Origin of the sequence: Taibaiella helva (assembly GCF_003545695.1) — a bacterium.
Lineage (GTDB): Bacteria > Bacteroidota > Bacteroidia > Chitinophagales > Chitinophagaceae > Taibaiella > Taibaiella helva.
On the sequence record NZ_QUZZ01000004.1, the window covers coordinates 76,955 to 98,821 of the forward strand.

At 51.2% G+C, this 21,867-nt stretch carries 21 protein-coding genes; 10 read left to right on the top strand and 11 right to left on the bottom strand.

Annotation, left to right across the window (positions count from 1 at the left end; all coding sequences use genetic code 11):
* The first annotated feature begins 52 nt into the window (after window positions 1-52).
* The 3 genes from DZC79_RS08060 to DZC79_RS08070 are packed head-to-tail and all read left to right on the top strand — an operon-like array spanning window position 53 to window position 1,698.
* Window positions 53-700: a LolA family protein gene (locus tag DZC79_RS08060; RefSeq protein ID WP_198666824.1), complete on the top strand. Its 648-nt coding sequence runs from the start codon at window positions 53-55 to the stop codon at window positions 698-700.
* On the top strand, window positions 678-1,343 hold the full coding sequence (locus tag DZC79_RS08065) for a hypothetical protein (protein WP_118951056.1): 666 nt from the start codon (window positions 678-680) through the stop codon (window positions 1,341-1,343). Before DZC79_RS08060 ends, DZC79_RS08065 begins: the two co-directional genes overlap by 23 nt.
* 34 nt (window positions 1,344-1,377) lie before the next feature.
* The gene (locus DZC79_RS08070; RefSeq protein WP_118951478.1) at window positions 1,378-1,698 is read left to right on the top strand and encodes a hotdog family protein; all 321 of its coding nucleotides are present in this window, start codon (window positions 1,378-1,380) and stop codon (window positions 1,696-1,698) included.
* A 12-nt stretch (window positions 1,699-1,710) separates the two neighbouring features.
* On the opposite strand, the gene DZC79_RS08075 is transcribed toward DZC79_RS08070, so the two are convergent.
* From DZC79_RS08075 to DZC79_RS08085, 3 genes are all read right to left on the bottom strand, one after another.
* Window positions 1,711-3,699 (bottom strand): TonB-dependent receptor, encoded by a 1,989-nt coding sequence (locus DZC79_RS08075; RefSeq protein WP_157977005.1) that lies wholly within the window; start codon window positions 3,697-3,699, stop codon window positions 1,711-1,713.
* 49 nt (window positions 3,700-3,748) lie between these two features.
* The gene (locus DZC79_RS08080; protein WP_118951058.1) at window positions 3,749-4,360 is read right to left on the bottom strand and encodes a YdeI/OmpD-associated family protein; all 612 of its coding nucleotides are present in this window, start codon (window positions 4,358-4,360) and stop codon (window positions 3,749-3,751) included.
* 79 nt (window positions 4,361-4,439) lie between these two features.
* A complete protein-coding gene (locus DZC79_RS08085; RefSeq protein WP_118951059.1) occupies window positions 4,440-5,132 on the bottom strand; it encodes a DedA family protein in 693 nt (230 codons plus the stop codon).
* 148 nt (window positions 5,133-5,280) lie between these two features.
* Here DZC79_RS08085 and DZC79_RS08090 point away from each other — a divergent pair, with 148 nt between their 5' ends.
* Window positions 5,281-7,065, top strand: a complete 1,785-nt coding sequence (locus DZC79_RS08090) for a chloride channel protein (protein WP_118951060.1) — start codon at window positions 5,281-5,283, stop codon at window positions 7,063-7,065.
* 3 nt (window positions 7,066-7,068) lie between these two features.
* Here DZC79_RS08090 and DZC79_RS08095 read toward each other — a convergent pair whose 3' ends face one another.
* Window positions 7,069-7,758 (bottom strand): Crp/Fnr family transcriptional regulator, encoded by a 690-nt coding sequence (locus DZC79_RS08095; protein WP_118951061.1) that lies wholly within the window; start codon window positions 7,756-7,758, stop codon window positions 7,069-7,071.
* 193 nt (window positions 7,759-7,951) lie between these two features.
* Between DZC79_RS08095 and DZC79_RS08100 the strand changes: the two genes are divergently transcribed.
* The gene (locus DZC79_RS08100) at window positions 7,952-9,844 is read left to right on the top strand and encodes a chloride channel protein (RefSeq protein WP_118951479.1); all 1,893 of its coding nucleotides are present in this window, start codon (window positions 7,952-7,954) and stop codon (window positions 9,842-9,844) included.
* Here the strand turns inward: DZC79_RS08100 and DZC79_RS08105 are convergent.
* From DZC79_RS08105 to DZC79_RS08120, 4 genes are read right to left on the bottom strand one after another with little or no spacing between them, the layout of a single operon-like run.
* Entirely contained in the window at window positions 9,841-10,773 is a 933-nt protein-coding gene (locus DZC79_RS08105) for an NAD-dependent epimerase/dehydratase family protein (RefSeq protein WP_118951062.1), read from the bottom strand. The genes DZC79_RS08100 and DZC79_RS08105 overlap by 4 nt on opposite strands.
* A gap of 57 nt (window positions 10,774-10,830) precedes the next feature.
* Window positions 10,831-11,418: a Crp/Fnr family transcriptional regulator gene (locus DZC79_RS08110; protein ID WP_118951063.1), complete on the bottom strand. Its 588-nt coding sequence runs from the start codon at window positions 11,416-11,418 to the stop codon at window positions 10,831-10,833.
* Complete coding sequence (locus DZC79_RS08115) at window positions 11,408-11,986, bottom strand: DinB family protein (RefSeq protein ID WP_118951064.1); 579 nt, start codon at window positions 11,984-11,986, stop codon at window positions 11,408-11,410. The genes DZC79_RS08110 and DZC79_RS08115 overlap by 11 nt, the downstream gene beginning before the upstream one ends.
* A gap of 54 nt (window positions 11,987-12,040) precedes the next feature.
* Window positions 12,041-12,712 (bottom strand): HAD family hydrolase, encoded by a 672-nt coding sequence (locus DZC79_RS08120; protein WP_394342494.1) that lies wholly within the window; start codon window positions 12,710-12,712, stop codon window positions 12,041-12,043.
* Window positions 12,713-12,897: 185 nt separating this feature from the next.
* Here DZC79_RS08120 and DZC79_RS08125 point away from each other — a divergent pair, with 185 nt between their 5' ends.
* From DZC79_RS08125 to DZC79_RS08135, 3 genes are all read left to right on the top strand, one after another.
* Window positions 12,898-14,547 carry a CTP synthase gene (locus DZC79_RS08125; protein WP_118951066.1) on the top strand — a complete coding sequence of 550 codons (1,650 nt, stop codon included), beginning with the start codon at window positions 12,898-12,900 and terminating at the stop codon, window positions 14,545-14,547.
* A gap of 257 nt (window positions 14,548-14,804) precedes the next feature.
* Window positions 14,805-15,317 (top strand): hypothetical protein, encoded by a 513-nt coding sequence (locus tag DZC79_RS08130; protein WP_118951067.1) that lies wholly within the window; start codon window positions 14,805-14,807, stop codon window positions 15,315-15,317.
* A 175-nt stretch (window positions 15,318-15,492) separates the two neighbouring features.
* Window positions 15,493-16,734 carry a M16 family metallopeptidase gene (locus tag DZC79_RS08135; protein WP_118951068.1) on the top strand — a complete coding sequence of 414 codons (1,242 nt, stop codon included), beginning with the start codon at window positions 15,493-15,495 and terminating at the stop codon, window positions 16,732-16,734.
* A gap of 170 nt (window positions 16,735-16,904) precedes the next feature.
* On the opposite strand, the gene DZC79_RS08140 is transcribed toward DZC79_RS08135, so the two are convergent.
* The 3 genes from DZC79_RS08140 to DZC79_RS08150 form a co-directional block, all read right to left on the bottom strand.
* Entirely contained in the window at window positions 16,905-17,678 is a 774-nt protein-coding gene (locus DZC79_RS08140) for a TerC family protein (protein ID WP_118951480.1), read from the bottom strand.
* Between the two features lie 46 nt (window positions 17,679-17,724).
* A complete protein-coding gene (locus tag DZC79_RS08145) occupies window positions 17,725-18,747 on the bottom strand; it encodes a quinone-dependent dihydroorotate dehydrogenase (protein ID WP_118951069.1) in 1,023 nt (340 codons plus the stop codon).
* Between the two features lie 81 nt (window positions 18,748-18,828).
* Window positions 18,829-19,215 carry a helix-turn-helix domain-containing protein gene (locus DZC79_RS08150; protein ID WP_118951070.1) on the bottom strand — a complete coding sequence of 129 codons (387 nt, stop codon included), beginning with the start codon at window positions 19,213-19,215 and terminating at the stop codon, window positions 18,829-18,831.
* Window positions 19,216-19,673: 458 nt separating this feature from the next.
* On the opposite strand from DZC79_RS08150, the gene carA reads away from it, so the two are divergent.
* Window positions 19,674-20,792, top strand: a complete 1,119-nt coding sequence (gene carA, locus DZC79_RS08155; RefSeq protein WP_118951071.1) for a glutamine-hydrolyzing carbamoyl-phosphate synthase small subunit — start codon at window positions 19,674-19,676, stop codon at window positions 20,790-20,792.
* A gap of 109 nt (window positions 20,793-20,901) precedes the next feature.
* Window positions 20,902-21,855 carry an NAD-dependent epimerase/dehydratase family protein gene (locus DZC79_RS08160; protein ID WP_118951072.1) on the top strand — a complete coding sequence of 318 codons (954 nt, stop codon included), beginning with the start codon at window positions 20,902-20,904 and terminating at the stop codon, window positions 21,853-21,855.
* The last annotated feature ends 12 nt before the right edge of the window (window positions 21,856-21,867 follow it).

The window sequence follows — 21,867 nt, forward strand, 5'->3', positions numbered from 1 at the left end:
CAAAACAAAGGAGCATGGTAAATATCAATATCTTTGCCCGCAAATCATGATCATGCGGATACAAAAGCTATGGCTCACGGCGGCATTTTCTCTGGCGACTATTACCTCTGCTCAGGCGCAGACCCCGGCAGGCTTTAAGACCCTGGCCAGCACGGCAGCACTGCAAACCAGCCTGGCAGCCACAGCCAGGAGTACCCAATCTATCTCCAGCGATTTCACCCAGGTCAAGCACATGAAAATGATGAACGACAAGGTAAGCTCAAGGGGAAAATTTTACTTCCGGAAAGAAGACAAGATCCGCATCGAATACCAGAGCCCCTTCCAGTACCTGCTGGTGATGAATGGAGGGCAGATCATGGTGAAGGACGAGCAGAAAAGCAATAAGGTCAATACCCGCAACAGCAAGACCATGCAAAGCGTCAACCGGGTAATGATGGATTGCATGCGTGGCACAGTATTCACCAACAAGGACTTCAATGTAAAAGCCTACGACAGCAAGGGGCAATACCTGTTGCAGCTTAGCCCGGTCAACAATGCGATGAAGGGACTCTTTGCCCGTATTGAAGTCTACCTGGACAAAGCAGACAACAGCGTCAGCAAGCTGGTAATGAGCGAGCAGGGCGGCGATTTTACCGAGATGACTTTCAGCAATAAAAAGACCAATACTCCCCTCAGCGATGCGTTGTTTTCTGTCCGCTAGCCTGCTGCTGCTGCTGCTGCTGCTTTCCTGCAACCGGCAAGCCTACCGTGATCTGGAAAAGATACAGCCAGCGCAGCCGCTCAGCAGCGCTGCATTAAAACCCCGCCTGGACAAAGCGCTTTACCGCTGCGTCGTCGACGGCAAGTTCGTTTTCAAAAAATTCCACCTCAGCGGCATCCTCTACCTGAAACACCTGGGAGCGGAAGGCGACCGCGTGGTATTCCAAAGCGAGATGGGCAATACCTTTTTTGATTTTGGCTGGAACAACAAAGATTCCTTCCGGGTATACAACATCATCGATCAGATGAATAAGCCGGCGCTGATCAAAACGCTCCGTAAAGATTTTGAATTACTCCTGGTGAAAGGACTTGGCGGACAACCGGAAGGGGTCTACCAGTCAGCAAAAGACAGAGCTACCTATACTCGTTTCAACCTCGCAAAGGGCTTTACTTACTACATCACCAATAGCAGCAGCATGCTTACCGGCATTGATAATGCAGACGAGAAACGCAAGGTAGTAACCATGCGCTTTACGCCGCCTTCCCCGCTGCAGCAATTGCCCGAAACCATCAACATCAGGCACCTGCGCGCCCATTTTACTATCGACCTTAAAAAGATAACACCTGATGATACTCCGGAATAGCTTTTATACGATCAACACACAAACCGGCTCACCAATGCAGCTTAAAGCGGGTATTCATATTGACCCGGAACACGATATTTTCCGGGGTCATTTTCCTGGTCAGCCGGTGGTGCCAGGCGTATGCATGGTTCAGATCGTTAAAGAGCTGCTGGAGCAGCAAACAGGCCGGAGGCTGCTGTTCCGTAAAGGGCACCAGCTAAAGTTTCTGCAATTGCTCATACCCGCAGCTGCGGACGAGATAGAAGTGAACCTTGCCTGGAAAGAAGAAGATGGCCAGTATCCCTGCACGGCCGATTTCAAAAGGAACGGCGAAGCGATATTTAAGCTCAGCGGGCTGTTCACGGTTTCTGTTTAAAGACTATGCTAATCAGGATTGTCGCCAGCCCAGCTGCAGACTCACGATAAAATAACGACCGGGCATAGGCCGGGCATTCACCACTTCATAGCGGGTGTTCCAAAGGTTCTGGATTTGCGCCGAAAGGCCCAGGCGATAATTGCCTGGCGTCCAGTTGTACAGCAATTGCAGGTTACCTGTCTGGTAAGGTTCCAGGTATTGCGATTCATCCACCGTCACAAAGCGATAGCCGGTATAGGTATGGTTGTAGTTGAGGAATAATCTTGCGATCGTGCAGCCTGCGTTGACCTGTCCGTTATACCTCGGCGCATAAGGGATCTGCTTCCCGGCGCTGCCATCATTGGGCTGGTACGAGGATACCGTCGTAGACAGCACATAGGCGTACTTCATCCCTACATGCCATTGTACCGGTCCTGTCGTCAGCCGGATGGTATTGTCGGTTTCCATACCGCGGCTATGCACTTCAGCGATATTGTAAGGCGTCCATATAGCGCCACCCAGCCAGTACACCCAATCATGGATGTTGCGGTTAAAAGCATGCAGCTGGTGATCGACGCGGAGCAGCGATTCCGCGCGTTTGTTATGAAGTAAAAAGACGAAAGCGTAGCCGCCGTCGATATTCCAGCCCTGTTCCGGCTTCAGGTTGATATTCCCTCCGGGGAAATAATACAGCTCATTAAGTGTAGGTATACGATAGCTGCGCTGGACATTTCCCTGCAACCGCAAATCAATCGCTGTCCTTTGACGATCCAGCTGCAGCAAGCTGAAATCGGCGCCGGCGCCGGGTAACAGCGGCGCCGCTTTACCATTCACCCACTCCTGCCGCAGCGCCGCATTGGCCTTCAGCCGCCCTTTCCAGGCACTCAGGCTGTAAGTCGCTACAATAGCCGGCCGGAACTGCTCTTCTTTATTGCTGATATTATTACCCTTGGCCACGGCATATTGCAGCGGGGAGAACAGCAGCACATAATGCTCAAATGTCTTCTCCGGCACCGATGCATCGAGCCGGAACTTCCAGCCCAGTTCCTGGTAATACTGGGTAATGTTGTTCCGGTTATCCGGCAACACCACGCTATCCTGGTAATGCAGGTACTCTCTGTTCAGTGAAGCCTTGGCATAGAAGTAGCTGCGCCGGGTCTGCTTATGCCAGCCCAGCAGGCTGCGTAAGGAAGCATCGGTCTGTTTCTTTACAGAGTATTGTTCAAAGAGCGCAGGCGGGATCTCCCTGCGGTATTGCTGGTACCATACCTGTAGGCTGAGCACCTGTTCGGCATCTTGCCGGCCCAGCTTATAATCAGCAGTAAAGAGCCCTCCGCCGGCATTCAGCCGTGCATTAGACAGCTTTCGTTCTTCTCCCTGATCATTGGCATAAGGGAAATCATTGGCCGTATGCTGGTAAAAGCCGCGCAGGCTCACCCGCCAGCGGTTGTTCTGCCAGACTGCCTTCGCACCGATATCCCTGCGGCCATAGCTGCCGCCGCCAAGTGTGAGATCGACCAGCTTATCTTTGGTAAATGTAGCCGCGTATTGCTCCAGCAATAAAGCGCCACCTACATTGCCGCTGCCAAACAAAGCCGCAGAGCTGCCGTATTGCAGGCTGATCCTGTCGAAAAGCCCGGTAGATAAGATCGAGATATCGGCTACGCCCAGGGCAGGGTTCAGAATGGGCACACCATTCCACAATACAGTGGATTGCGCTGCTGAAGCACCACGCAATGACAGGGTCGCGATGCCGTTAATACCATAAGATTTTACGAAAACAGGCGTTTGCTGGGACAGCAGGTTAGCCAGGCTTTGCGTGCTGTAGAGGTCCTTGTAAACTTTTTCGATCGTTTGTGTTTGCTGCCCCGCAGTAAACAGTTTGCGTACATCTGCCGAGTCGCGGTGCTGTTCCAGGATCCGGACTTCCTTCAGCGTATCCTGCAGGGATTGGGCGCACAGTTTAGCAGTGAGTGACAGGCTGCAGCAGCAAAAGATAAAAACAGTAAAGTAGCGGTTCACGCCGCAAAGTAAAGCAATTCGACAAATACCCGGGAACTCCCGCAAATCATCACTGGTATTTCCAATGCCGGGGCTTACCTTCAGCCATCCAGGCGATGGCCTGCTCAATGCGCTTCGTCCTGGTCTCTTCGCGCTTTGCTTCAGATATCCATTCCAGGTACTCTTTACGATGGGAAGGTGCAAACTGTTCGAACACAGCCTGCGCCTTTTTATTCTTCGCCAGGGCCTTCCGGAAGGCTTCGGGGACCTCCATAGGTAGTGCTTCCGCCTTTTTCGGTGCTTTGGGCGCTTTGATGCCTTCATCGGCCAGGCGGATGCTCTCTTTAAGATAAGTAGCAAATATTTTATCTGAGGGCAGGTCCTTCAGTGCGGTGATCTTGCCTAAAGAACCCATTGCCGATTTTTCTTCCAGCTGCAATATACCTTTGGGGTCTTTCATAGCGCCGGCCAGCCAGAAGCCGAAAGCGCAATGCTGCTTAAAGGAGGCCAGGCTGAAATGGCTTTTTCCCTTATAATCGAAATGCGGGAATCCCCACTTGATGTTCTCCTGTATATCGGGGCAATGCTCATGGATCAGCGCCCGGATGTGGTTCAGTATCGGCTGTGCAAAAGGTGCTGCCTTTTCAATATACGCATCGATCCGGGGATCTGTTGTCGGCATATACTTGGAATTTGAAAGCTAACTTACAAAAAAGCCCCGGGAATTGCGATTCACCGGGGCTTTATTATCTGACATTATTTTATGCTGTGGTCATTTCATCGGGCTCATTCACCTTCTCTCCTGCCGGCTTCTTGCGACCGAAGAACATCTTGAACAATACAGGAGCTGTGGTGACCACTACCAGCCCGATAATGATATATTCCAGGTGTTCCCGCACCCATACATTCTCACCCAGCACAAAGCCCAGGGTAGTAATGCTGATGATCCATGCCAGGGCGCCGATGATATTGTACAGGAAGAATTTCTTGAAATCCATGTGCACAATACCTGCTACGATAGGAGCAAAAGTGCGCACGATAGGCAGGAAACGGGCGATAATGATCGCGCCGCCGCCACGCTTTTCATAAAACTCCCGGGCAGCATGTAGGTGCTTCCGCTTGAACAGCCAGGTTTCCCTCCGTTCAAACAACAAGGGGCCTGACTTGCGGCCAAACCAATAACCGACTATATTACCGAGCACAGCACATACGCTGAAGGCAATGATCCAGAAGACAAGATTGACCGGGTGGCTGGCAAAAGGTACAGCATTAGCAGCATCGGCCGATGCAATAATCATACCGGTAATGAAAAGCAGCGAGTCGCCGGGAAGAAAAAAGCCGATAAACAAACCGGTTTCTGCAAAAATGATAAAGGCAACGAGAAAAAGTCCGCCATGCGCCATAATCCAGTTCGGATCGATCAAATGCTTAATAAACTCAATAACTACATCCATAATAATCGACGGTTCATATTTTAATGCTGCAAGTTACTTTAAAAAATGTTAAGCACCTTAACAGATTTCTATTCAGGGGCTTTTTTGTGTTTACCTTTACAAACCATTTCCTGTTGTTTTAACGGTCTGCAAACAATTTTATTTTGGCATGAATGAAAAAGTCCTCGCCCTCATTACCCGGCTTAACCAATGGAGAAAACAACGGATATCCAACGAGACTTTCCTCATTATCGCGGCGGCGGTGGTGGGCGTGCTGGGTGGGCTGGCAGCATCTATGCTGAAACAGCTGACGCATCTTATCGAAGATTTTCTTCAGAACGGGCTGCACTGGCAATACAAGTATTACCTATACCTGGTCTTCCCGCTGATCGGCATCTTTTTTACCGTGATCTATATAAAGACCTTTATCCGGCGGTCCAGATTCCAGCACGGTCTTACGCCGATCATCTACAACATCACCCACAATTCCAGCCGTCTTGACTTCCACAACATTTATTCGCAGATCATCTCAAGCGCCATTACAGTAGGCTTTGGCGGCTCGGTGGGCCTGGAAGCGCCCATCGCCAGCAGCGGATCGGCAATAGGTTCCAACATAGGGCGTTTCTTCGGGCTCAATTACCGCGAGGTCACCTTATTGCTGGCCTGTGGTGCAGGAGCCGGTATTGCCGGCGCTTTCAATAGTCCCATAGCCGGCATGGTCTTTGCCCTGGAAGTATTGCTCCCGGCCTTTTCCATTCCTGTATTTATTCCCTTGCTTATCTCTGTTGCCACAGCTTCGGTAGTCGCCCGTATCTTTTACAGCAAGCCGCTTTTTGTCCTCGTCACTGAGGGCTGGGTCATGTCTGCATTGGGCTTTTATATCCTTATGGCCATCGCCATCGGCGCCTTCTCCATCTTTTTCGTAAAGCTGAATTTCAGGATACACAAGCTGTTCCATAAGATCAAAGGTACTTACCACAAAATCTGGATAGGCGGATTGATCATCGGCCTCTTCATCGCCCTCTTTCCGGCCTTGTACGGGGAAGGCTACATTACGATACAGCACCTGCTGAATGGCAATTATCATTCTTTGCTGGCCAACAGTTTCTTTTCTGCCTATCAGCACAATGCCTGGATCCTGATCGGTTTCGCCGTGCTTACCTTATTCGGCAAATCGCTGGCCTCGCTCATCACTCTAAACAGCGGCGGTAATGGCGGTATCTTCGGGCCCAGCCTCGTTATGGGAGGCTTCACCGGCTTCATTTTCGCATATACCATCAACCAATTGGGCGGTATACAGCTCAATACGACCAATTTTATCGTAGCCGGCATGGCTGCAGCGCTCAGCGGCATCATGCATGCCCCGCTAACGGCCATCTTCCTTATTGCAGAAATTACCGGCGGATACGAGCTGATGGTGCCGCTGATGCTCGTTTCAGCAATTAGCTATTTCATCAACAAAGCGGCGCTCAAACATTCCATCTACACCAAAAGCCTGGCGGAAAAAGGCGAACTGGAAACGGATGCCGGCAGGGAGCGGAGCATTCTGCAACGCATAAAGCTGAAGTATGTGCTGGAAACCAATTTCGTGATCCTGAAGCCGGACGACACTTTGCAAAGCCGCGCCCAGGATATCATCCATACCGAAAAGAACATTTTCCCGGTGGTCGATCCGGATGGAAGATTGCAAGGTATTGTCTATGGGGAAAAGCTGCTGGAGCTCCTGGTCTCGGGCGACAGGCAGGCGACCGTCAGCCAGCTGCAGGACAATACGCTTTATTTCATCAATGTGGGCGCCAATATGTTTGAAGTGATGCAAAAAATGGACCAGGAACATATCGACATCTTCCCGGTAGTCGACAATGATATGCAGTACAAAGGCTTTGTATCCCGTACCGGCATTCTCAACAAATACCGCGCCCTGCTCCGGCGCAACCAGGGCTATATGGCCTAGGGTTTAGCTTCTGACCACCAACGCATCCATCTTCCTGTGGTTGAGTATCCTGAACCGTCGGCCGTTGGCCGTCATGATCTTTTGCGCGCTGAGCTCATTGATCACCTTGAACAGTGTTTCGTAAGATGAGCCCGAAAAGGAAGCCAGGTCTTGCCGGGAAAGCTCGATATCGATGTAGCCCTCAGCATCGGCGCCGAACTGCTGCTGCAGCTGCAGCAGGGCCTGTGCGATGCGGGCCTTTACCGGCATATGCACCAGGTTGCGCATCCTCCGCTCCGATTCCTGCAGCTCGTTGGCAAAAAAGCGAAGCAAGGCATTGACCATCTCCGAATTCACAGCCAGCGTGGAGCGGAAGAAAGGCATATCGATATAGCATACCGTTACCGGCTCCAGGGCGGTAGCTGACACCGGAAAATAAGGATCGTCGCCCAGGCCCAGGTGCCCCACGATATCGCCTTTCCGGGCAAAGCGGATAATGAGCTCCTTCTCATCGTCCCAGCGTTTATGCACCTTTACCTTGCCTTCATAGATAAAGTAGATCCCCGTAACCGGGTCGCCTTCAGTAAAGACCGGCTGCCCTTTCCGGATGCGGTAGTTCCTTTTGTGCACGGCGACTGCCGGCAACCAATCCTTCAGGCACCTGCGACAGAGAAAACAGCTTTCCAGGTCGCAGCCCTCTTTATGCTCTTTCATAGGCTTACAAAGTAAATGTAAAACAATAAGATCGAAAGAAAAATGATCAAAAAATATGGTTTAGGCAATATTTTTTGACACAAAAAGCAATAACCATACAATAAATCTAAAATAAACAATATTATTTCATTCATTTCATACCTTTGCATCGCAAAAAATATTGCGTATTACTTTTTTTTTTCAAAAAAATCCCATGTCCGCATCCGACCCTGCCCGCAGCAAAATCGCTTTGCAGAAAGGCATTCCCGTATCCTTGTCGCTTAACCTTCCCGACAGCGCCGACACCGATAAACGGTTCTTTCAAAAGAAAAGATTGCTCCAGCTGTCGCTGGCCGCCGTTATTGTGGCCGTATTCGTTAGCCTGATTGCTAAAGTGCTGATCTACCTGATCAACCTGGTGACCAATATTGCTTTCTTCGGTAACGTCAGCCTTGCGGCGCATAGCCCGGCGGACAATCATCTCGGCTGGTGGGTCATCGTGATCCCCGTCATCGGCGGGCTTATTGTGGGGCTTATGGCACTGTACGGCTCCAAAGCCATCCGGGGACACGGCATTCCTGAAGCCATGGAACAGATCCTGGTGAACCAAAGCAGGATCAAGCCGGTCATCACCTTCCTGAAGCCCTTGTCTTCGGCTATTGCTATCGGCACAGGCGGCCCTTTCGGCGCCGAAGGGCCGATCATCGCTACCGGCGGGGCATTGGGCTCCACGCTCGGACAATTTTTCCGCATCACTTCCAACGAACGCAAGATCATCCTGGCAGCAGGCGCTACAGCAGGCATGTCGGCTATCTTCGGCACACCGATCGCGGCCATTTTCCTGGCGATTGAATTATTATTGTTTGAATTTTCGCCCCGGGCCATACTCCCCGTAGCATTGGCCTGTATTACCGGTGCAGCCGGCCATCACCTGCTTTTCGAGAGCGGTCCGGTATTCCCTATGCCGCAGGTGCTGCCTTCAAGCAATACCGCGCTGGGTATATACAGCCTTATCGGTTTGCTGGTGGGTTTTGTGGCGTTGGGCATTACCCGTATCCTCTATTGGATCGAAGACCTTTTTGAGCACTTGCCCATACACTGGATGTGGTGGCCCGCTATCGGCGGCTTAGCGGTAGGTGTGGTTGGCTATTTCGCACCGCATACGCTGGGCGTAGGTTACGACAATATCACCAGCGTGCTGTCCGGCACGGCCCCGCTGTCGTTGGTGCTCAGCCTGATGCTCCTTAAATTCCTGTCCTGGTCTATTGCTTTAGGCAGCGGCACCTCGGGTGGAACCCTGGCGCCCCTGCTCACGATCGGCGGCGCCTGCGGTGCAGCGCTGGGCAGTCTCATCCTTTATCTTTTCCCCGGATGCGGTATCAGCATTGCCCTGGCAGCGCTGGTGGGCATGGCTTCGATGTTTGCCGGCGCTTCCCGCGCTTACCTCACCAGCGTAGCCTTTGCGCTCGAGGCCACCATGCAGTCCCATGCGCTGCTGCCGTTGCTGGGCGCCTGCACAGCGGCCTACCTGGTCTCCTTCTTCCTGATGGAAAATACCATCATGACTGAAAAGATAGCACGGCGTGGCATCAGCACACCCGATGCCTACGAACCTGACATATTGAGCAAGCTTACTGTAGAGCAGGTGCTGCAGGACGAAGCCTTGGTGCTGACTGAAGACCAGACCATTGGCGAGCTGCAGGAATTTCTCGAAAAAGAAACGTCCAACGGCCAGCATTTCCTGGTGGTCGACCAGGAAGGCATGCTGAAAGGCTATATCGACGCTATGGATCTCTTCCGCCTCCGGCCCGATCCGCAAACGCGCTTATCCGCGCTGATGCGCAGCTATACAGCTTCTGTAAAAAGCAACGACAGCCTGACCAGGGCGCTGGCGGTAATGTCGGAGCAGAATACCGATCTGCTGCCGGTTTGCGCAGCATCGGACAGCCGCAAGGTGACCGGTGTATTGCACTATAAAGACATCCTGTCGGCCTACCGTATCCGGCGCCGGGAGCATGAGGAAGCGGCGGCGAATCTATCGCTCAGGCAGCAGCGGATCCGGATGATGATCAGGGGCAGGAAATGGATCACGCTCAACAGGCATTAAGAAGCCCGGCCATCATTTTGCAGGCATAAGCGTAAGCCCTCGGCATAGCTTGTGGGCTGCCAGGAGAAGCGCTGCTCAAACTTGCTGCTGTCAAAGAAATAGTCCCGGTCATACTGGTAAGCCATTTCCCGCAGCTCTTTGACCAGGGGCACAAACAACCCGGCCAGGCTCATCATGAATTTGGAAAGGATATAGTACCGGGGCGCTACATTCATGGCGCCGGCGATTCTTTCGATAAAATCTTTCCCGGTCAGCTTTTCGCGGGAAGTGGGCAGATGCCATACTTCTCCGAAGGCATCGGGCGTATTGCCCAGGAGGGCCGTTGCCTTTGCGGCATCGGGGGTGAAGGTGAAGGAATGTATTTTGCCTGCATCCGCTTCCCAGAAGGCTTTCTTTCCTTTCCTGAATTTTTCGAACACGGTAACCTCAAGCGGACTGTTCTGCACATCCGGTCCGTAGAAATCAGCGCTGCGCGCGATCAGTGCTTGCAGCCCCTGCTCCTTCACGGCACGAAAGACCATATCCTGCAATGCAGCGCGCACCCGGCCCTTCCGGCTGGAAGGCGCTACAGGAGAGGACTCCGTCATGTGCGGAATAGCGCCGGGCGCATACATATACACATTATCGAGGAACACAAGGCGGGCGCCATGCTTTACGCAAGCCGCGATTACATGGCCCATGATCAGCGGCCAGTCGCGCTGCCATACTTTAATGTTGTATTCCAACCCTACCGTCAGGTAGACCACTTCCGAACCGGCCACAGCCTGATCAACTTGTATACGGTTGGTAAGATCGGCTGGAAAGAGCTCATCGTCGCCGTTTACCTGCCTGGGATTGCGGGCTACCAGTCTTATATTTGAAGTATAGGCTTTGAGGACTTTGGCAAGCGGTGTACCGATGGCGCCGCCGGATCCGAGTATCGTTTGCATCTTTGATTGCTTTCAGCAAAGGTAGCTCCGCAGGAAGGCCACAAACAATGATCCGGGTTAAGATTTTGCCGGCGCCATCATCCGTTTTTTAATACGGCTGAGGCTTTCCGGCGCTATGCCCAGGTATTGGGCAATATAGCGTTGCGGCACCCGCTGGAAGACCTCTGGCGACTCCTCCAGCAATTCCCGGAACTGCTTTTCGGGTGAAAAGGACAGCAGGGCTTTGGTGCGTTTAATGCTTTTGGCAGCAATGCGCTCCACCAATATGCGGAAAAATTCGGACATGCAGGGTAGAGATCTCATCAGGTCGACCAAGTCTACACAGCGGATCACCAGGCAGGATGTAGCGGTAAGCGCTTTGATCGAAGAAGGCGATAGCGTCTGGTAGGAAAAGCTTTCAAGGTCGGTCACAAATTCCCGCTCGAAGACAAAATTGCAGGTGCGTTCATTACCCGCTTCGTCGAGGTAAAACTGGTGCAGGGCGCCTTTCAATACAAAGAAAACCTCATGCGCCACCTCGCCTGCACGCAGCAGCACGGCATGGCGCTTGTATTCCCGCTCCCTGAAATGATCAAGGATGTAGGCCGCCTCTTCATCAGTCACCGCCACTTCGCGGCGAATGATCCCGATCAGCTCAGAGGTCATACTTGTATTGATTTTGATAGATCACCTCGAAAGCCTCTATAGCCTGGTTCAGGTGCCGTTCTTCATGCGCCACCAATATTTCAAAAGCTTTTTCCAACGTATAGACGATATTGCGGTTCACCGGTGAGGCGATCACGGTGTGCTTCTCCAGCAGGGGACCAGCACTGCCGATGACATTTTTCAGCGCGGCCTGGTGCCGTTCAAGATCGGCAACAATATCGCCGTGGATGTCGGCCGTTTCCGGCTCCCACATCGGAAAGGTCTTCATCTTCTTCCGGCGGGCAGGATCGACGCTTTTCAGCAGCGTATTGCCCATAAATTTCACGAAGAAGGGTACCTTACCCAGGAAAGGCGGCTTATAGCTACCGGCCTGCAATTGCTCAAGCATGGGAAAATAGCTTTCATTGACCGTGATCAGGTGCTTCATGTTATCGGCAATAGACCAGGTTTGAGCATTGGGCTTGCGTTTCAGTTCGTCTTCGGGCAGGTCGGCAAAGCGCTCCCGGAACTCCCGAGTAAGCTCATCCAGCTTTTGCTGCCATTGTTGTATTTGTGCGGATACCGGCATAGAAGTAAATTAGTTATTTCAACTCGCCTTTTAAAACAGCAGCAAATGCGGGCGTTAGTTTTTCGGCTTAAAAATATGCTCTTCGATGGTCATGCCCGGCTCCAGCAATATGGTCTGGATGCCCAGGACCTTTGCCCCTTCAATATGCTGAGGGCTGTCGTCGACAAACAAAGTCTTTTCCGGGTTCAGGCCGTTCTGTTCCATGATAAGGCGGAAGATAGCCGCATCCGGCTTACGCAGTCCTACCCTGTGGGAATAATATACTTTATCGAAAAACACGCCCAGGGAATCGAAGCCGGTCAGGCTTTTCAGCGTTTTCAGGAAAGCCTCCTCATGGATCTCGTTGGTATTGCTGAGCAGGAACAGGTCGAAATGCAGCTGTAATTGCTGCAGGATCTGCAGCCGGCGTAGCGGCAGGTCGAGCAGCATGGCGTTCCAGGCCGAGACAATCTGCTCATCGCTGATCTGCGGACCGGTCATGCCGCGAATGCCGGAGAGAAATTCCGCCCGCCCTATTTTGCCCGTTTCCAGCAGATCGAATAGCTCGGTCTGCTTCAGCTGCGAATACTTTTGCGCAAAATCGGCGATACCCAGATCTGTAAATGCCTGCTCGGTCTTATTATAATCGATGTTGAGGATCACCCCGCCGAGGTCGAGGATAATGTGCCGTATATTTTTCAGAAAAGCAGTTTTGGCAGCAAAGGTACCCGCTTCCGGGCAATTCAGGGCCGCTCCTGAAGCATTGTTTTCTCAATAGGCTTATATTAAGATCGGGGCGCCGGTTCCGGTCTCAGGTTCCGTCTTTACGGCATTTCGGTTTTACGGCAAGAAAAAATTTCTTTACCTTTGCATGACCGATAGATTTTACTGGAGTTACGCATCTATTCCACCGGTCGCAAACAGGAAACATTATGACTAAGTACATTTTTGTAACCGGCGGGGTTACATCTTCATTGGGTAAAGGTATCATTGCCGCTTCCCTCGCAAAATTATTACAGGCCCGTGGTTACAGCGCCACGATCCAGAAATTCGACCCTTACATTAACGTGGATCCGGGTACGCTCAATCCTTACGAGCACGGTGAATGTTATGTAACAGACGACGGCGCCGAAACCGACCTGGACCTGGGCCACTACGAACGTTTCCTGAATACGCCCACTTCACAGGCCAATAATGTGACCACCGGCCGCGTGTACCAATATGTGATCAACAGGGAAAGGGAAGGCGCTTTCCTCGGCAAGACCGTACAGGTGATCCCACACATTACCGATGAGATCAAACGCCGCATCCGCCTGCTGGGCAACGAGAACAAATATGATGTAGTGATCACCGAGCTGGGTGGCACTGTAGGCGATATCGAGTCGCTTCCTTATATAGAAGCCGTAAGGCAATTGAAATGGGAGCTGGGCAACGAGAACTGCCTCGTAGTGCACCTTACCCTTATCCCTTACCTGAAAGCCGCCAAAGAGCTGAAGACCAAGCCGACGCAGCACTCGGTAAAAATGCTGAGCGAGAACGGTGTACATCCCGACATTATCGTATGCCGTACCGAAGAGCCGCTGTACAATGACCTGAAGAAAAAGATCGCGCTCTTTTGTAATGTTCGCCCCGAAGCGGTGATCGAGGCCCGGGATGCCGATACGATCTATGGCGTGCCCATCGAGATGATGGTGGAAAAGCTGGATATTATCGCCCTGAAGCTGCTGGAGCTGCCGCTGGGCAATGAGCCTGAGCTGATCAAATGGAAAGAGTTCCTGACAAAGCTGCGCTATCCCAAAACCAAAGTGACTGTAGGCCTTATCGGTAAATATGTAGAGCTGCAGGATGCTTATAAGTCCATTCTGGAATCGCTGATCCACGCCGGTGCGGTGAATGAATGCAAAGTAGAAGTAAGAAATATACACTCCGAGTACCTGACCCCGGAGAATGCGGCGGAAAAGCTGCAAAACCTCGATGCGGTGCTGGTCGCTCCAGGCTTCGGCAGCAGGGGCATAGAAGGCAAGATCGATGCTATCCGCTATGCCCGTGAAGAAAACATTCCCTTCTTCGGTATCTGCCTCGGAATGCAGATGGCTGCAGTAGAGTTTGCACGCAATGTGCTGGGCCATAAGGACGCACATTCTACCGAAATGAATGCCGACACGCAGCATCCTGTGATCCACCTGATGGATGAGCAAAAAGACATCCTGCACAAAGGCGGCACCATGCGCCTGGGTGCTTATGAATGCACGCTGGATCCTGCTTCCCGCATGGCCGGTATTTATGGTAAGACCCTGATCCAGGAACGTCACCGCCACCGCTATGAATTCAACAACGACTACCTCGACGCTTTTGAAAAATCCGGCATGCTGCCTGTGGGTAAAAATCCTTCTTCAGGACTGGTAGAGGTGATCGAGCTGACCGGCCATCCTTTCTTTATCGGCACGCAGTTCCACCCTGAATACAAAAGCACTGTAGAGAATCCCCATCCACTCTTTGTCGCTTTTGTAAAAGCCGCCAAGCAAAGGCAGGAAACCAAGAAGGAAGAGGCTAATTACGAGAAGAATTTATCGCATAATTAATCCTGCAATTGCAGATAGTTGCTATCAGGGCTGACCATTATTTTCTGGTCAGCCCGTTTTTATTTGGGACGTTGTCCTGTGTAGAGACGTTGCACTGCAATATGTGGAGATGTTTGCAATGTGTGGAGAGACGTTGCAGTGCAACCCCTCTGCGATAAATTTAATTTGGTTGCAACGTCTCCACACAGGACATTTATCTAGATCGTACATTTCCCGTCAAGAATAGGTAATTTTGCATTCCACAGTATTTTAGCTGAATGTTTACACCACTTTCCCGGATCATACTGCTGCTTGTTTGTGCCGCCCTTTCGGTGGTTGCAGCTGTCTTCAATATTTATTCCCTGCTCATCATCGCCTGCCTGGCGTCGGCATTCCTCCTCTGGGGCTATTTCCGCAAAGGTTCGGTGAGCCTGGCGCTGGCCCGCCTGCGCAATGAGGAATATAAGGAGGCTGAAGCCATTATCGAACAGACGACCCGTCCCGAAAAGCTGGACAAGAAGCAAAAGGCTTATTATCTCTTCGTCAAAGGCTTCATCGCAAGGGAAAAAGATCATTACGAGGAAGCACGTATACTGCTGGAAGAATCGCTGAATGAGGGCATCCGCAACCAGAACGATATTGCCATGGCGCTGCTGGCCCTTACCGATATGGAAATGGTCAAAAACAACAAAAGGCAGGCAGTAGCTTATTTTACGCAGATGAAAGGATTGAAAGTAAAGCCTTCGCTGATGCCCGATATCCGCAAGATGCAGGAGTGGCTGGGTATGTAGTCCATTTTTGGTGATCGCCGCCGACGATTCTTTAACCAGGCAGCCTTTCTATTTTCCTTAAAACAATAGGACAAACCCTTCCCAACGCAGAAAATGAGTAACATTGCAAAACCGGAACGGGTGTAACAAACATCTGTATTCTCCATTACAACCATTAAAGCAACCTGATTAGCATATGATATCTTTCGATCGTTTTGTACTGAACAATGGCCTCCGCGTGATCGTCCACCAGGATCTTTCTACGCCTATGGTCGCCTTCAATATCCTGTACGATGTGGGCGCCAGGGATGAAGATCCCGGGCGCACCGGCTTCGCACATCTGTTTGAGCACCTCATGTTCGGCGGCTCTGTCAATATACCCGAGTATGACGAACCGCTGCAAATGGCAGGCGGCGAGAATAACGCTTATACAACCAACGACATTACCAATTATTATATCCAGCTTCCGAAAGAGAATATAGAGACCGCGTTCTGGCTTGAAAGCGATCGCATGCTGTCGCTGGCTTTCAGCGAAAAGAGCCTGGATGTGCAGCGCAAGGTTGTGAGCGAGGAATTTAAAGAGCATTACATCAATAAGCCTTACGGTGATGTATGGAACCACCTGCGCCGGTTGGCTTACAAGCAGCATCCCTACCGATGGATGACCATAGGCAAAGAGCTGAAGCATATTGAAGAGGCGCAGCTGCAGGACGTCAAGGATTTCTTCTTTAAGCATTACCGCCCGCAGCATGCCGTGCTGTGCGTAGCCGGCAATACCAACCTGGAAGAGGTAAAGACTCTTGCCGAAAAATGGTTCGGTGATATTACTCCCGGCGATACCTATGTCCGGTCGCTGCCCAGGGAACCCCGGCAGGACGCCGCCCGCGAGCTAACAGTAGAAGCCGATGTCCCTTATGACGCCCTGTATAAAGCCTGGCATATCGCAGGACGCACCGATCCGCAATACTATGCCGCCGATATTATTACCGAAGTGCTGGGCAGCGGGCAATCGTCGCGCCTGTACCAGCGCCTGGTGAAAGAGCTGCAGCTGTTCAGCAATATCTCCTGCTACCACACCGGCAGCGTGGATCCCGGCCTGCTGGTGATCGAAGGCAAACTGATCAAAGGCGTGCCTATAGAAACAGCCGATGCTGCCGTAGAAGCCGAGCTGCAGCTGATGCGGGATCATGGTGTAACGGAAGAAGAGCTGGCCAAAGCACGTAATAAGATCGAATCTATGATCACCTTCGAAGACATGAACCTGTTGGCCAGGGCCAATAACTTTGCCTTCTACGAATTGCTGGGCGACGCCAACATGATGAATACGGAGCTGGGCAAATACCTGGCCGTAACACAGCAGGATGTACAGGCGGCCATCGACACCATCTTTGCGCCAACCAACAGCAGTACCCTGAAATACCTGGCCAAAGCGAAATAAAAATGCATAGAGAAACAAGGAAAGATAAAGGCGGTCTAATGGCGTTCAGCGTACTGCTCCAGACGCCAGAAGTGGTGCTGGAATTGCTTTTCCATTAACAGCAGACGACCCATAAAAAGTATGCCGGCCCACATCGCGGGCCGGCATGCTTTTTATGGCTGTTGTGGTATCTATTTCGCTTCCTCTTCAGTGCCTGAATCCTTCAGCCGCACCGGCGCTTCTGTCTTTTTGCGCAGCTTCATATTCAGCAGCTCGACCAGGAAGGAGAAGGCCATGGCAAAGTAAGCATAATTCTTCAGGTGCAGATCGTGCGCTCTTTCGCTGTCCCAGCCTTCGACCAACAGGATGAAGCCGATCATGACCAGGAAAGACAGGGCCAGCATTTTGATTGTAGGATGCTTCTGGATAAAGGTGGCGATATTGCCGCTGAACAGGAACATCACAACCATCGCGATCACTACCGCCGCGATCATGATCTCGATATGCTTGGCAGTACCCCCGGCCGTAATGATGCTGTCGAAGCTGAACACCATATCTATGAGAATGATCTGCACTACGGCTTTGCCCAGGGTCAGCTGGGCGCCTCTACCTTTGGTATGCTCTTCTTCTCCTTCCAGCTTATGGTGGATCTCCATTACGGTTTTATAGATCAGGAAAATACCGCCGCCAAGCATCACGAGGCTGGCCAGGTCGAAACCTTTGTCGCCAATGCTGAAGACAGGCTTGCCTTTTTGCTCCAGCAGCCATTTGAGGGCAAAGAGCAGCAGCGAACGCACCGCGATACCGGTAAACATCCAGATGAAGCGCCCTTTCTTTCGCAACGACTCAGGCAGCCGGTTCAATATAATGCTGACGAAAATAACGTTGTCGATCCCCAGCACGATCTCCAGCACAACCAGTACCACGAAGCTGATCAGGTTATCAACGGTAAATAAATGAGCCATGGATTCCATTCCTGTAGCGATTGACGGTTAAGTTGAACTAAAGAGATTAAGCCAGGCCTTCGCAGATATTGCGGACAATACGCGGGCCTTCATAAATAAAACCGGTGTAGACCTGCACCAGGGAAGCGCCGGCATCCAGCTTTTCCTGCGCATCACGGGCGGTAAAAATACCGCCGGCGGCTATGATCGGGATCGCACCGTTGCTGCGCTGATGAATATAGCGGATCACATCGGTGGCTTTATCTTTTACAGGCAGGCCGCTCACACCGCCTGCACCCATGGCTTCCACTTCCTTGTCTGCAGTTTGTAATCCTGCGCGGCTGATGGTGGTATTGGTGGCTACGATGCCTTGTATGCCGGTATTGTGTACGATATCGATAATGTCGTCGAGCTGCTCCAGGGTAAGATCGGGCGCGATCTTGAGCAGTATGGGCTTCGCTTTGCCCAGCTCGGAGTTAATGATCTGCAGGCGGCCCAGCAATCTTTGCAGCGGTTCTTTCTCCTGCAAGGCCCGGAGGTTGGGTGTATTCGGACTGCTTACATTGACAGTGAAGTAGTCCACCACATCGTAAAGCTCGCGGAAACAAATCTCATAATCTTTGGTCGCATCTTCATTAGCGGTCACTTTGTTCTTGCCGATGTTGCCGCCGATAATAATATCCGACCGGCGCTGGCGCAGGCGTTCGGCGGCAGCCTTTACACCACCGTTGTTGAAACCCATACGGTTGATGAGGGCTTTGTCTTTCGGCAGGCGGAACAGGCGGGGCTTATCGTTGCCATCCTGCGCCAGGGGCGTTAAGGTACCGATCTCGATAAAGCCGAACCCCAGGCAGGCCAGTTCGTCGGTGAACCGGGCGTCCTTGTCGAAGCCGGCGGCCAGGCCAACAGGGTTTTTGAAGTTCAGGCCCCAGAGCTTGCGCTCCAGCGAGGGCTTGCTGACCGTAAAGTTCTTTTTGAGAAAACTGCGAACTACAGGGTTGCCATACCATTTTTTCAGCTGGTTCATAACCCAATAATGGATGACTTCGGGGTCTTTACGAAAGAGAAAGAATTTAATTAGCGAATACATTACGGCAAAGATAATGGGGCGCAGCAAATTTCGGAAAACGAATTTGCGCGCCCCATCGGGATAATAAGAGAGATTACGCTTTTATACGCTTTGCTTCAGGGATTGCTCCTTCAGCTGCCGGATCTCGCTTTTCAGCTCGTCGACATAAGTTTCGAGCGACTTGATACGGCTTTCATAAAGCTGCTTCAGCTCAGGACTGATCTGGAACTGATACACCTCTTTGTTGGCATTTTCACGACGCTCGTTGACGATATCGTAGATCTTCTCTACATCAAACTGAACGATGAATTCCGTACTGTAACCCAGCAAACCGGAAATCTTTTGCAGCCTTTCTTCAGAAAGGTGGATCTCCTCGTTCTCGATACGGGCATAGTTACCCTGGGTCATTTCGAGCTTTTCAGCCATGTACTGTTGCGTGAAATTGCGCAACTCCCGCAGTTTGCGGATGTTTTGTCCTATCTTTTTCATGTGCTTCTTTGGTTGACGATTGGTATTTGGTTGCCTAAAGATTGAATGGTACTGATTGTAAAATTACATTAAATATGAACACTTTGCTCTTTTTCAAGGATAAAAATTACTTCAGCCAGGCTAAAATAAGCAAAGTATTTGATTTTCAAAATTTTAATTTAGAAATTTTCTTTTTATCCTCTTTTTTACGATAAACATGTAGCTGGTATTTCTAAAAACACAAACTCTTTTTCACTTGAATTCTTGCTAAATTGGTTTCACTTTTCAGGGTATCTGTAAATCATTGCAGACGACATACAGCTACACATTTATGTTGGTAGCTCATAATTCAACCTATGCAATAGCTTAAATCATCTTCAGCGAATATGCTGCAGGACATTTCTTATTTTTTTGGCGCCCGATCTGTATCTTTGCGCAATTTTCATCTTCTGTCATTTCAATAATACTGCTTTCACACAATGCCCCAGGACACAATCAGCCACCCGGCCTTTCTGCTGCTCGAAGACGGAACGCTTTTCAAAGGAAAATCATTTGGCAAAAAAGGCACTACAGGCGGTGAGCTTTGCTTCACTACCGGTATGACCGGCTACCAGGAAATCTTTACCGATCCGAGCTATACAGGACAAATGCTGATCATGAGTACCTGCTATGTGGGCAACTATGGTGTGAACACGGCCGATGTGGAATCTGACGGTGTAACGATTGCCGGGCTTATCTGCAAGAATATTGCTACCCGCTATTCCAGGATGATCGCCAGCGGCTCGCTGGAAGATTACCTGCTGCAGCACAATATCGTAGGCATACAGGATGTCGATACCCGCGCGCTGGTACAGCATGTACGCACCAAAGGCGCCATGAATTGCATCATTTCTTCCGAGACCGATAATATCGAAGCGCTGAAAGAAAAACTGCGCGCCGTGCCTTCGATGAAAGGCCTGGAGATCTCTTCCAACATTACGACCAAAGAGCCTTATACCGCTGGCGATCCCGACGCTTCGATCCGGATTGCGGTGCTGGATTTCGGCATCAAAAAACATATCCTGCACAACTTTACCCAGCGCGACGCTTACGTAAAGGTATTCCCGGCCAAGACCCCGATCGCTGAGCTGAAAGCCTTTGAGCCGCATGGCTACTTTATTTCCAATGGCCCCGGCGATCCGGCATCAATGGACTATGCTGTGAATACGGTAAAAGATATCCTGAATGAAGGCAAGCCGATGTTCGGCATCTGCCTCGGGCACCAGTTGCTCGCTCAGGCCAATGGCATCCCTACGTTCAAGATGCACCATGGTCACCGCGGACTGAATCACCCGGTAAAGAACCTGATTACAGGTAAGTGCGAGATCACCACACAGAACCATGGTTTCGGTGTAGATCCCGAAGCAGCGCAGCAGTCGGAAGCGATCGAAGTAACGCATGTGAACCTCAACGACGGATCGATTGAAGGGATAAGGATGAAGAACAAGCCTGCCTTCTCGGTACAGTATCACCCCGAGAGCACACCAGGGCCTTACGATTCCCGTTACCTGTTCGACCAGTTTATTGATATGATCTGCGAGCAGTCTGCAATAAAGTAACGCTTATTGACTACCTTAGTGCCCGTTTTTGTCCGGCATATAGTGCCGGCTTTTTCATCAATCAAACCTACTGTTTTACAAACCTCAATCGGAGGACTCGGCAACGCTTATGGATAAAATCTTGATTATTGGCGCCGGCGGGCAGATCGGTGTGGAGCTTACCCTGGCGCTGCGCCAGGTCTATGGCCGCAACAATGTTATTGCAACGGATATCAGGGAAGAACATCCTCTGCTGAAAGAGGACAACGGCCCCTTCATGCAACTGGATGTGATGGACTTTAAAGAAGTGGCGAAAGTGGTCGCGCAGGAGAACATTACACAGGTATATCTGCTGGCCGCGATCTTGTCGGCTACCGGCGAATCTAAGCCGGTATGGGCCTGGGACATCAATATGCAAAGCCTGCTGAACGTGCTGGAGATCTGCCGCGAAAACAAAGTGAAGAAATTTTATTGGCCCAGCTCCATTGCTGCCTTTGGCCCCAATACGCCTAAAGGAAACACACCGCAACATACGATTATCGAGCCGGTAACGGTCTATGGCATCAGCAAGTATGCCGGCGAGCTCTGGTGCCGTTATTACTTCCAGCGTTACGGGCTGGATATCCGCAGCCTGCGCTACCCCGGCCTTATCAGCTGGAAATCGGCGCCGGGCGGGGGCACTACCGATTATGCGATCGATATTTACATCGAAGCCTTAAAGAAAAAACAATTTACCTGCTTCCTTTCTGAAGACACCTATCTCCCCATGATGTATATGAATGACGCCATCAGGGGAACCATAGAGCTGATGGAGGCCCCCGCAGATCAGATCAAAAACCGCATGGCTTACAACCTGTCGGCTATGAGCTTTTCGCCCAAAGAGATCGCTGCTACGATCAGCAAGCACATTCCCGGGTTCACCATTGACTACGCGCCCGACTATCGCCAGCAGATCGCCGCCAGCTGGCCGCAGAGCATCGACGACAGCGAGGCCCGCGCCGACTGGGGCTGGCGGCATGAGTTCGACATCGATAAAATGACCGTTGACATGCTGGCTAACCTGAAAAAGAAACTGGAACTGTAAGATTATTTCCGT